Here is an 11,980-nt window from a genome sequence, read left to right on the forward strand (position 1 = left end):
GCCTTCATTTCCTTCTCATTACCTGTTTTTACATATCTTAAACAGACTTTTACACAGGAGGTTCGTTTACAACCCCCAAATGAAGTGATACATTGAAAGCGTACTTCAATTAGTAATGAATAGCCATACATAGGAAAGGAAGATACATGATGCAAAAAATCGAAGCACTCTCAACATGGCTGAAAGAACAAAAAATACAAGGCGCATTTGTAACTTCAACCGCCAACGTTTATTACTTAACGGGATTTCGCTGTTTCCCTCATGAGCGTCTGCTCGGTGTATTTGTATTCCCGGATAAAGACCCGGTTCTTATTTGTCCCGGAATGGAAGTCCTGCAGGCAAAAAACGCAGGCTGGGAGCATGAAATCCTGGGCTTTTCCGATACGGACAACCCATGGGAAATGATTTCTGAGGCCTTATCCGGCCGCGGCATTTCTTCTGTGGAATCAATCGCGGTGGAAAAAGAGCATCTCTCCTATCACCGCGGGATGCAGCTGCTGAATTTGTTCCCAAACGCTTCCCTTGTGTCGGTTGAGCATGAGCTGAATGCGATGCGGCTGATCAAAAGCCAAGATGAAATTTCCATTTTACGTGAAGCAGCCCGGCTTGCCGATTACGGTGTAGAAACAGGAATCGCAGCTATAGGCACAGGAGTAACAGAGCTTGAGCTCGTCGCGACAGTGGAATATGCGCTCAAGAAAAAAGGCGCCGCCGAAATGTCCTTTTCAACCACCATCCTGGCAGGAGAAAAGTCAGCGATGCCACACGGCAATCCCGGATTAAAAGAGATTCAGCCGGGGGATTTTGTCCTTTTTGATCTTGGCGTGGTGGTTGACGGGTACTGTTCTGATATTACCCGGACCGTAGCTTATCAGTCCGTTTCCGAAAAGCAAAAAGAAATTTATGAAGTGGTTAAAAAAGCCCAGCAGGCTTCTCTGGACCTGAGCAAGCCCGGTACCCGTGTGGGTGACCTTGACCTTGCTGCCAGAAGGGTCATAGAAGAAGCGGGATACGGAGACTACTTCCCTCACCGCATCGGTCACGGACTTGGACTTGATGTTCACGAGCATCCTTCCATGAACGAAAAAAATAATGAAAAGCTGACAGAAGGAATGGTTTATACTATCGAACCGGGAATTTACCTTCCGGAAGTGGGGGGTGTGAGGATCGAAGATGATGTTTACATTACAGCAAACGGACATGAATGCCTTACACAATTCACTAAAGAACTTGTCATTGTAAAATAATCAAAAAAACAGTGGATCCAGATTTGGATCCGCTGTTTCCTTTTGTATTAATCTTTAATCAATAAACTCATGAACGGACTTGTACTCAAGACCGTGTGCTTCAGCCACCGCCTCGTATGTCACATAGCCATCAAGCGTATTGATTCCTTTAAGAAGTGCCTCATTTTTGCGGCATGCTTCTTTATAGCCTTTATTTGCGATTTGGACCGCATAGGGAACAGTTACATTCGTCAGTGCGATCGTTGATGTCCGAGGAACGGCTCCCGGCATGTTGGCGACCGCATAATGGACCACTCCGTGTTTTTCGTACGTCGGATTATCATGGGTGGTGATTTTATCAACGGTCTCAAAGATTCCGCCCTGGTCAATGGCTACATCCACAACGACAGACCCCGGCTTCATCGATTTAATCATTTCCTCTGTTACCAGCTTTGGTGCACGCGCACCAGGGATCAGCACAGCGCCAATCACAAGATCTGACTCGCTTACTGACTGTGCAATGTTCAAAGGATTGGAAATGAGAGTGTTAATCTCTGCTCCGAAGATGTCATCCAGCTGTCTTAACCGCTCCGGGCTCAAGTCAATGATCGTAACATCAGCTCCAAGCCCCATGGCTATTTTCGCTGCGTTCGTTCCGACAACTCCGCCGCCGATGACCGTTACCTTCCCTCGTTTTACCCCGGGAACTCCTCCAAGCAGGATACCTTTCCCGCCTTTTGGCTTTTCTAGAAATTGTGCGCCGATTTGCGCCGCCATCCTCCCTGCGACCTCACTCATTGGAGTCAGGAGCGGAAGTGAACGGTTTGGCAGCTGCACCGTCTCATAAGCGATGCCCACTACTTTTTTATCAATGAGGGCTTTAGTCAGCTCCGGCTCTGGGGCAAGGTGCAGATAGGTGAATAAAATCAATCCCTCCCTGAAATAGATATACTCTTCGGGCAGCGGTTCTTTTACCTTCATCACCATGTCCATGGACCAGGCCTGATCAGCAGTCTGAACAATCGTTCCCCCTGCCTTTTCATATTCTGAATCATGAAAGCCCGATCCTTCACCTGCCCCGGTCTGAACATACACTTCATGGCCGGATGCCACCAGGTTCAGCACACCCGCCGGCGTCATTGCCACACGGTTTTCATTATTCTTCACTTCTGTAGGAACACCGATTTTCATTTTTCATCCTCCTCATTGTGACCAATGATTATTTATGTAAAAACGTATCCATGTTTAGTCTTAGCATTTGAGCAAGAAAATACTAAAAAACTTCCTATTTCCGGTGACGGTTGATGACATCCAGGCCTCCTGTCGCTGAAATGATGCTGCCTGTAATCATATCCGAATTTTCTTCACACAAGAATGAAATCAGCCGGGCGATGTCTTCCCCTGTTCCCGAACGGCCGATGGGCGTATCTCGGTCTCCCAGCATCCTTGCTTCTTCAATACCGGCTTCCTTCATCTCTCCGATAATGTTGCCCGGGCAAACCATGTTCGCTGTAATGCCGTGTTCTGCTTCTTCAAGCGCTATTGTTTTGGTAAGTGATACAAGCCCCACCTTCGCTGCGCTGAACGCTGAACGATAGACCCAGCCCGGTGTGTACTCCGCGTCCTGAAACCCATATGTGATAATGCGCCCAAAACCGTTTTTTCTCATAATCGGTATAGTGCATTTCAAAAAATGAAACACAGAGCTTAAATTCCCTTCGATCATTTCATACCACTCATGGTCTTCATAATCAGCCAGCTTTTTTCGTTCAAATATATAGGGGCCGGCGTTATTAATTAAGTAATCGATGCGTCCAAATTGTTTAAGAGCCTCTTCACAAATACGGGAGATATCCTCTTTTTTTGTTACATCGCCTTTTATGTATTGGATGCGGTCTTCATACTTCTCCCATTCCTGCTTGAGCTTGCTTACGGCCTGTTCATCGCTCCGATAGTTTACAGTGATGGAACAGCCCTTCTTGATTAACTGCTCTGATACTTTCTTGCCCAATCCTTTTGATCCTGCTGTGACAATGGCATGCCTCACTGTATCACCTCCAAAAACTCTGATCCTTTATTATCATTGTAACCATTTCTCCATAACTAAGTCTATTCCGGACACCGTTCAAATGTGTTGCACTACTCATTACAGCAAGACAAAAAAAGCACACTGGCTCGCCAGGTGCTTTTTCGTATATTAAGATTCAAGACTTTCTTCATCTTCCCACTCTTTTTTCGAATGGCCCTGATCTACATAATCAACGATTCCGCTTTGATACGATTCATTGATCTGCTGTTGAATAGTAATCTCATCTTCCTGGTCAAAGGAAGCGAAGGAACCAGGTTTTTCTTGTTTGGGCATGCGATCTCCTCCTTCTCGGGTTTACCTTAGTGTTCACCACGGGAGGCAGAATTAGCGTGCCACAATTTGGCTGGTAAAATTTTAGTCTTCGCCACTTCCAATTGAGCTCTGACGGCTTCAAAACCGGTTCCTCCGGCAGAATTTCGTCGGGCAACAACAGTTTTAGGCTGAAGGACGTCATAAACATCTTCTTCAAAGCATGAAGAGGCGGATGTGTATTCTTCAAACGGCAAATCCAGTAAATACACCGACTTCTGAATACAGGTCAGCACCAGTTTGCCTACAATTTCATGGGCTTCACGGAATGGAATATTTTTATTCACAAGATAATCGGCCAGTTCAGTGGCATTTGAGAAATCCGAAGAGACGGCTTTTTGCATATTCTCTGATTTAACCGTAAGACTTTCAAGCATGCCGGTAAAAATGGCCAATGAACCTTTTAACGTATGCACCGCGTCAAACAGCGGTTCTTTGTCTTCCTGCATATCCTTGTTGTACGCAAGAGGCAATCCTTTTAGCACCGTCAGCAAGGAAACCAGGCTGCCATAGACACGTCCGGTTTTTCCGCGAATCAGCTCTGCCATATCCGGGTTTTTCTTTTGAGGCATCATGCTGCTGCCTGTCGCAAACGAATCACTGATTTCAACAAATTGAAACTCCTGTGAAGACCACAGAATCAGCTCCTCGCAAAAACGGGACAAATGCATCATAACAAGCGATGCGTTGCTGCAGAATTCAACCAGGAAATCCCGGTCACTGACCGCATCCAGGCTATTGTGATAGATATCATCAAATCCAAGAAGCTGGGCGCTATATTCACGGTCAATAGGAAACGTTGTCCCTGCAAGCGCACCGGCCCCAAGCGGGGACACGTCAATACGCTTCATGCTGTCGGAAAGGCGTTCTTTATCTCTCTGGAACATCCAGAAATAAGCCATTAAATGATGAGCAAATGAAACCGGCTGTGCCCGCTGCAGGTGGGTATAGCCAGGCAGGATGGTTTCCACATGCTCCTCCGCAAGAGAAAGCAGTACCGTTTGCAGCTGATTCACCTGTTCGATAAACGCAGAAACCTGCTTTTTCATGTACAGGTGAATATCTGTTGCAACCTGGTCATTTCGGCTTCTGCCCGTATGAAGCTTTCCGCCCACCGGCCCGACTTCATCAGTAAGCAGCTTTTCCAGGTTCAAGTGAATATCCTCATAGTCCACCTTGAACTCCAGCTCATTGTTTTGTGCTTTTTTCAAAAGTGTTTGCAGACCGCCACGAATCGTTTCTGCTTCTTCTTCTTTTATAATCCCGCATTTGGCAAGCATCGTCACGTGGGCGATGCTGCCTGCAAGATCTTCTTCTACTAATTCTTTATCAAAAGAGATGGAAGCACCGAATTCATCGACCCACTGTTCAGCGGATGCGGTAAATCTTCCTCCCCATAATTTTGTGGTCATGCTTTCACCCCGTTTTGCTGCTTCACCTGGCTGCTCACTTTGGTTGGAAGGCCCCAAAGAGAAATAAATCCTACTGCATCCTGGTGATTAAATGTATCTTCTGTTGAATAGGTGGCAAGCTTTTCATCATAAAGGGAAAATGGTGACTTACGTCCTTCCACAATGGCATGCCCTTTAAACAGCTTGACACGTACCACACCTGTTACGGTTTTTTGTGTTTGTTCAAGAAAAGCCTGAAGTGCAGGACGAATTGGTGAATACCAAAGTCCTTCATAAATGACTTCCGTCAATTTCTTCTCAACAACCGGCTTAAAATGAGCTACTTCTTTTACAAGGGTAATGTCTTCGAGCTCACGGTGTGCCTTAAGCAATGTAACGGCTGCAGGACACTCGTAAATTTCACGTGATTTAATGCCCACCAATCGGTTTTCCACATGATCGATTCGGCCAATACCATGCGCACCGGCTACCTTATTCAAATGAAGGATCAATTGATCAAGGCTGTAAGGAATTCCGTTCAATGCAACTGGAACACCTTCTTCAAATGTAAGTTCGATAACATCTGGTGTGTTTGGCGTATCTTCAAGCGCTGCAGTCAAATCGTACGCATCCTCTGGAGGTGCGATCCAGGGATCCTCGAGAATGCCGCATTCATTCGCTCTACCCCAAAGGTTTTGGTCCACTGAATACGGGCTGTCAAGAGTAGCCGGAATCGGAATATTATGCTTTCTTGCGTATTCAATCTCTTCATCACGTGACCATCCCCACTCACGAACCGGAGCAATCACTTCAAGATTTGGATTTAAAGCAGAAATTGAAACTTCAAAACGAACCTGATCATTTCCTTTTCCTGTACATCCGTGAGCCACTGCCTGTGCGCCGTATTCCTCAGCTACCTCAACCAGTTTTTTTGCGATCAACGGTCGTGATAGTGCAGAAACCACCGGATATTTTCCTTCATACATTGCATGGCTTTGAAGCGCGGGAAGAACAAATTCCTGTGCAAATTCTTTTTTCACATCAAGGCTGATTGATTCCACTGCCCCTACAAGCAACGCTTTTTCTTTAACAAAATCGAGATCCTTTCCTTCCCCTACATCGAGTCCAAGAGCAATAACATCGTAGCCTTTCTCCTGTAGCCACTTGATTGCTACTGAAGTATCCAATCCGCCTGAGTATGCCAATACCACTTTTTTGTTCGCCATTCTATAAAAACTCCTTTGTATTAAAATACTTTAAACTTAATTTTTATGCATTACCGGTTAAATAAAAGAAGCTGCTCTTTGCAACTCCAATTTTTCTTCTGAGACCACTATACCAACTCTTGGATCATATTTCAATAATTATTTATAAAAATGTATAAATATTAATTCTGATTTCATTTTACAACTGCTTTATAATATGTATGATGGAAGCAGAGGTGATGAAAGTGAGATCAGATTTTATATTTAATGGGCGCCTTGGCATTGCTCTTCCCCGCCTGGATCAGCGCTGGGAAGACTACTCCGCCGCAAAACAGGCCGAAATCCTGGCCGAGTGGGAAACCATCCGCGGAACGATCCCGGACCGTATTGCACAGATTGAAGAAACCATTAATCAAAAGCAAGAAGCGCTGGGCGAGGAAGAAAATTTCGAAGTCTCCTGCCGGTTAAATTGGGAAATCGCTGATCTGGCGTCCATTATTAACGATTTGTGGCTCTGGTACCGGACTCATCAGGATATTAGCACCCGACTTCATTCATAATAAAAAACACCCGGTGCCAATCAGCAGATCATCGGGTGTTTTTTGTATGCCGTATGCATAAAATGTATAAAAATCAGTGTTGTTTATCCATTAAAAAACGTTTTTGATAAAATTTATGGGCGAACTCTGTAACTTCTCTCGATTTCTGATAGTTCATACCTGCTCCAAACAGCACTCCAATAAGCGGAATTCCCTGGACGACCTTCTTTTTCAGCATGGTGATAATGAGTCCCTTCATGCCCTGTCTCAGAGGCATAGACAGCCAGGAAACATCAGCTACCGATTCATCTCCAACATAAAAAAACGAATCGGCTTCCCCGCTGCTGATTTCCTCCATCAGTTCTCCCCAGCTTTCATGCTGGTAGCGCTTAGGAAGAGTGGATGCATGGAACACCTTGAGCGACATCATCATTTCAGACGGTTTTTGAATGTCGTATCCATAATTCATCGCGATATATTGAATGGAACGAACCTGCAGGGCAATCATCGCCGGGATGTCGATTCCCAACAACAATAACCCGCCGGTTCCTGAAAGTCCTCCCTGCGCAAGTGACAGCATCCGGCTTCTGGCAATCTGCTGTTGGGCAATATATGTAAGCTGATCAATGGAGCATGCTTTCAAATCTTCAATTTCTTCTGCTTCCGGATAAAAGATTCTCGCCTCTGACAATAGCCTTTCCCGGACGTCCTTTTGATGCCTGGAATTTTGGATCAGTGCATGAACATGGAATAAAGCTGCATCAATCCCATTGTTCATCTTTTCAATGAGGGCCGGGTTCAATTGGTTCAGCTGCTGTTTCACCCACCGCTCGTACGTCGCTTCAAAGTCTGTCGGCTCATATTCAAAATAACTGGACTCCCACTGAAGAATGGAATTCATTACTTTTTCTTCTCTAGGCGTTAGGCTCACAATTCGACCTCCTGAGATTTCACATTTGTTATAGTTATTATACAACCTTTTTATCTTTTATAACATAAATCCCCTGCACCCTGCATCTTCGTGCACGGAAAGTCGGATGCCCAGTCATTTCTCTTGCTATTGTAGCAGTTAAGGAGGTTATTATGGATCAGCTGAAAGATATGAATGCGGCATTAAGCTATATTGAGCAGCATTTAACAGATCGCATCGATTTTAAACAAGTGGCCCGAAAGGCCCTTTGCTCCGAATATCATTTCAAACGAATGTTTTCCTTCCTCGCAGGGATGACGCTTTCTGAATATATTCGGCGCAGGCGCCTGACACTTGCTGCCTTTGAACTCAGCGACTCTTCATTGCGGGTAATCGACATCGCTGTAAAATACGGATACAGCTCTTCCGATGCCTTTACGAGGGCTTTTGTGAATCTTCATGGGATCACTCCCTCTGAAGCGCGCCATAACGGCCATTCATTGAAAGCTTTTCCCCCGATGACCTTCCACCTATCCATCAGAGGAGGAAATGAAATGAACTACCGTATCGCAGAAAAGGGAGCCTTTCGTATAGTGGGTCTCAAGAAAAGAGTCAGACTGCAGTTTGAGGGTGTTAATCCTGAAATACAATCCATGTGGGAAAGCCTCGATGAACTGCAAATTAAAGAATTAAAGGGATATTCCAATATGGAGCCTCATGGACTGATCAGCGCTTCTGCCAATTTTTCCGAAGAAAGAATGGAGGGAAAGGGAGAATTGGATCATTACATTGGGGCAGCCACTACACTCCAGGCTGCTGATGCCTGGACATTACTTGAAGTTCCGCAAAGTACGTGGGCTGTTTTTGAAGCAATCGGCCCTTTTCCGCAAACCTTACAGCAAACGTGGGGACGAATTTATTCCGAGTGGTTCCCCTCCTCCAGCTATGAACAAATAGAGGGACCGGAGATTTTGTGGAATGAACAGAAAGATACAACTTCCCCAACCTTTAAAAGCGAAATTTGGATTCCGGTCAAAAAGAAGAAACAACAATAAAGACAAAAAAGGACAGCTCTTTATGAAGGGCTGTCCTTTTGTTCAATCTATTTATTTTGATAGTCGTACGGTATCGCGCGCAATCATTACTTCTTCGTTTGTTGGAATGACGATGACTTTTACTGGTGAATGCGGATAGCTGATGAAAGCTTCCTTGCCGCGGATTTTGTTTAGTGCAGGGTCCCAGTATACTCCCATGAATTCCAGGCCGCGAAGCACCCTCGCCCGAACGGTGTCACTGTTCTCACCGATACCGGCAGTAAAGATGATCGCATCGATTCCAGCCATGCGTGCAGCATAAGAACCAATGTATTTATGAATACGTGAAGCGAATACTTCAAGTGCAAGTTCTGCTCTCTCGTTTCCTTCATTCGCTTTTTGTTCGATATCGCGAAGATCGGATGAGAATCCGGAAACACCGAGCATACCACTCTTATTGTTCAATACATTCAGTACTTCCTCGGCAGTTTGTCCTGTCTTTTGCATAATATAAGGAATGAGTGCAGGGTCAATGTTTCCTGAACGTGTTCCCATAGCCACACCCGCAAGAGGCGTGAAGCCCATGGAAGTGTCAATGGATTTTCCGCCTTCAATAGCAGCAATACTTGCTCCGTTTCCTAAATGGCAGGACAGCAGGCGAAGCTGTTCAATCGGACGGCCAAGGAGTTCAGCCGCGCGCTCGGATACATACTTGTGGGATGTTCCGTGAAAACCGTATTTACGGATTCCGTACTTTTCATAATATTCATATGGTAAACTGTACAAATATGATTGTTCAGGCATCGACTGATGAAATGCTGTATCAAACACAGCAACAGACGGGACATCTGGTAATATTTCCTTAAATGCACGAATGCCTACCACATTGGCAGGATTGTGAAGTGGCGCAAGGAAAGAAAGCTCCTCGATTTCTTCAAGAACTTCATCCGTGATTACCGCAGAATCATGGAATTTTTCCCCGCCGTGGACGACCCGGTGCCCAATTCCTTCGATCTCATCATAGGAGGAGATGATGTTATGCTCGGTGAGTTTATTAAGCAGCATTTTTACCGCTACTCCGTGATCAGGAATATCTGTTACTTCTTTTATTTTTTCCCCATTCACTTCAATGGTGAAAATGGAGTCATTTAATCCAATTCGTTCAACCACGCCTTTTGTGAGAACCAGCTCCTCGGGCATTTCAAGCAATTGAAATTTCAAGGAAGAACTCCCGGCATTGATTGCAATAATTTTAGCCATTCTTTTAGCTCCTTAACAGCAATGAAAAAGAAGTGCATGTGACCATGTACTTCTTCTCATATAAATTCAATATATCCTTAACCATTTAACCATCGTTATCCGCTTATTTCAAGTTTGTAAAGGCTTACCTGCCATATTCGTATTTTTCTGAAATGAATTCGTTTCCATTGTGGATATATTTCTATAGTTATTATGGACGTTTCAGTTCTTTGCTAAACCATTCATTCATTTGGTCCATCACGCTGGCAATGGCCTGCTTTTTGGAGAAGGACGGCAGATCCACCAGCAGTGCCTGCTTCGGTTTTACTGTATTCTCTCCGTTTTTCTGCAGAAGAAGAATGCTTTTTGCCTGCGTCTCTTGTTTAAAAAGACTTAACGGCAGCTGAATCATCCCGATAATGACAGCCTTCTCTTTGATCATTTTTTGAAGAAGAGGCGCCTGTTCACTGGAGAACAGACCGTTGGGAACAAGAAATACTCCAAATCCAGATTCTTTCAGATAATGAAGGCTCTGCTCAATTAGAAGATGATGAGCATACGTGTGCCCCTCTTGGGCGCCAACGATAAATTCCTTTGCCGTTTCATCATTCGGATAAAATCCGACAGGGAGATCAGTGACTACTAGATCCACGGGTTCCACATAAAGCGGCCTTATGCTGTCTTGATGATAAAACTCAACGTTATGCTTTTGCAGATTGGAAATGATCCATGCCAGCCGCAGGAGGGTTTCATCCACCTCTACGCCAAAGCTTTTTATATTGCCATCCAATTGATTCAATACCGTTGTCAGCAAATTACCCGCACCTGCCGCAGGATCGAGCAAGGAAACATCTTTGGTCGAAGGCATCAGCTTCTGGACAAGATAACTGATAAAAATACCAACCGCATCCGGTGTCATGGCGTGGTGGGGCTGAATGGCCTCCTTCATTCCTTTTAATACGGCAAGCTGAAAGGCTTTTCGGATTTCCTCGGGATTCATGGCTTCAAGCTTTACCTTTGCATATTCCTTTTCCAAAAAGGCTTTGGTAACTTGAGATGCGTCTTCAGGAATTTCCTTATGAAACATATTTTCCCCGGTTTCAATAAGGGCATCCAGGTACGTCAGGTCTTCTTCCTGTTTAATTCTTTCCGCCGAATGGTCGATAACCATAAATATTTTTTCTACATTCGAAAGATTGCTATTCATTGTCGTTCCTCCTATATATCTTGCAGCCGCACTTTTTATGCGTTTAATGCTTTATTTCAAATTAGCAAGCTGTTCATGGGAGATTCACACCGATAAAAAACTCCGGAATCGGAATCCGGAGTTTCTTGTTTACTTGGCAGCTTTTGCAGCTTCGATAGCAGCCTCATAATTTGGATGGTTGGTTACTTCATCCACGTATTCAACGTAAGTTACTTTGTCTGAGCTGTCTACAACGAAAACCGCTCTTGCCAGAAGGCGAAGTTCTTCAATCGCTACACCGTATGCTTTACCGAAAGAAAGGTCGCGGTGATCGGATACCGTTTGAACGTTTTCTACTCCCGCTGCTGCGCACCAGCGCTTTTGAGCAAAAGGAAGGTCAACAGAAACAGTAAGTATCTTCACGTTATCCAATTTGGAAGCTTCCTCATTAAAGCGGCGGGTCTGCGCATCACAAACTCCTGTATCAACAGAAGGCACTACCGAGATTAAACGAACAGAACCTTTTGAGTCCGCAAGCGTTACTTCCGACAAATCATTTGCCAGCACCGTGAAATCCGGAGCCTGGTCACCTACCTGTACTTGCTTGCCAGCCAGTGTAACCGGTTTTTCTTTAAATGTAACTCCCATGAAAACAGCCTCCTCTTATTTAATTATGTACATGTCCCATCATATAGCGAAGAACCAGAATGTGCAAATGAAAAGCTGAAGGGACCGTTCCCGCTCATCGTGTACCCGCCGTTATTTCTAAATACCCGCCATTTTGCGCTTTTTACCCGCCAAAACCCGATTATGTCAACCAAAAGAAAAAAGTTAACTGTAAAAACAGTTAAC

Annotated in this window: 13 protein-coding genes; 3 read left to right on the forward strand and 10 right to left on the reverse strand. The window is 44.8% G+C overall.

The window, feature by feature from the left end:
- Window positions 1–149: 149 nt before the first annotated feature.
- Window positions 150–1,247 carry a M24 family metallopeptidase gene (locus QYB97_RS23840; RefSeq protein ID WP_301168510.1) on the forward strand — a complete coding sequence of 366 codons (1,098 nt, stop codon included), beginning with the start codon at window positions 150–152 and terminating at the stop codon, window positions 1,245–1,247.
- 54 nt (window positions 1,248–1,301) lie between these two features.
- Here the strand turns inward: QYB97_RS23840 and ald are convergent, their stop codons facing one another.
- The 5 genes from ald to QYB97_RS23865 all read right to left on the reverse strand — a co-directional run bounded on the left by ald (window position 1,302) and on the right by QYB97_RS23865 (window position 6,241).
- Window positions 1,302–2,417, reverse strand: coding sequence for an alanine dehydrogenase (gene ald, locus QYB97_RS23845; RefSeq protein ID WP_301168498.1), 1,116 nt, complete (start codon window positions 2,415–2,417; stop codon window positions 1,302–1,304).
- Window positions 2,418–2,511: 94 nt separating this feature from the next.
- Window positions 2,512–3,273, reverse strand: a complete 762-nt coding sequence (locus QYB97_RS23850) for an SDR family oxidoreductase (RefSeq protein ID WP_301168499.1) — start codon at window positions 3,271–3,273, stop codon at window positions 2,512–2,514.
- 150 nt (window positions 3,274–3,423) lie between these two features.
- Complete coding sequence (locus QYB97_RS23855) at window positions 3,424–3,588, reverse strand: hypothetical protein (RefSeq protein WP_301168500.1); 165 nt, start codon at window positions 3,586–3,588, stop codon at window positions 3,424–3,426.
- Window positions 3,589–3,614: 26 nt separating this feature from the next.
- Window positions 3,615–5,036 carry an argininosuccinate lyase gene (gene argH, locus QYB97_RS23860; protein WP_301168501.1) on the reverse strand — a complete coding sequence of 474 codons (1,422 nt, stop codon included), beginning with the start codon at window positions 5,034–5,036 and terminating at the stop codon, window positions 3,615–3,617.
- Entirely contained in the window at window positions 5,033–6,241 is a 1,209-nt protein-coding gene (locus QYB97_RS23865) for an argininosuccinate synthase (protein WP_301168502.1), read from the reverse strand. The genes argH and QYB97_RS23865 overlap by 4 nt, the downstream gene beginning before the upstream one ends.
- 218 nt (window positions 6,242–6,459) lie before the next feature.
- On the opposite strand from QYB97_RS23865, the gene QYB97_RS23870 reads away from it, so the two are divergent.
- On the forward strand, window positions 6,460–6,780 hold the full coding sequence (locus QYB97_RS23870) for a hypothetical protein (protein ID WP_425589841.1): 321 nt from the start codon (window positions 6,460–6,462) through the stop codon (window positions 6,778–6,780).
- 73 nt (window positions 6,781–6,853) lie between these two features.
- Here QYB97_RS23870 and QYB97_RS23875 read toward each other — a convergent pair whose 3' ends face one another.
- Window positions 6,854–7,690: an EcsC family protein gene (locus tag QYB97_RS23875; protein WP_301168503.1), complete on the reverse strand. Its 837-nt coding sequence runs from the start codon at window positions 7,688–7,690 to the stop codon at window positions 6,854–6,856.
- 152 nt (window positions 7,691–7,842) lie between these two features.
- Between QYB97_RS23875 and QYB97_RS23880 the strand changes: the two genes are divergently transcribed.
- A complete protein-coding gene (locus QYB97_RS23880) occupies window positions 7,843–8,724 on the forward strand; it encodes an AraC family transcriptional regulator (RefSeq protein ID WP_301168504.1) in 882 nt (293 codons plus the stop codon).
- A gap of 51 nt (window positions 8,725–8,775) precedes the next feature.
- On the opposite strand, the gene QYB97_RS23885 is transcribed toward QYB97_RS23880, so the two are convergent.
- From QYB97_RS23885 to QYB97_RS23900, 4 genes are all read right to left on the reverse strand, one after another.
- The gene (locus tag QYB97_RS23885; protein ID WP_301168505.1) at window positions 8,776–9,963 is read right to left on the reverse strand and encodes an acetate kinase; all 1,188 of its coding nucleotides are present in this window, start codon (window positions 9,961–9,963) and stop codon (window positions 8,776–8,778) included.
- A gap of 190 nt (window positions 9,964–10,153) precedes the next feature.
- The gene (locus tag QYB97_RS23890; RefSeq protein ID WP_301168506.1) at window positions 10,154–11,149 is read right to left on the reverse strand and encodes a class I SAM-dependent methyltransferase; all 996 of its coding nucleotides are present in this window, start codon (window positions 11,147–11,149) and stop codon (window positions 10,154–10,156) included.
- Between the two features lie 129 nt (window positions 11,150–11,278).
- Window positions 11,279–11,776 (reverse strand): thiol peroxidase, encoded by a 498-nt coding sequence (tpx, locus tag QYB97_RS23895; protein ID WP_301168507.1) that lies wholly within the window; start codon window positions 11,774–11,776, stop codon window positions 11,279–11,281.
- A 23-nt stretch (window positions 11,777–11,799) separates the two neighbouring features.
- Window positions 11,800–11,980 (reverse strand): hypothetical protein (locus QYB97_RS23900; RefSeq protein WP_301168508.1); only part of this gene is annotated, 181 nt, incomplete at its 5' end.

This window comes from Fictibacillus fluitans, from assembly GCF_030418125.1.
Lineage (GTDB): Bacteria > Bacillota > Bacilli > Bacillales > Fictibacillaceae > Fictibacillus_C > Fictibacillus_C fluitans.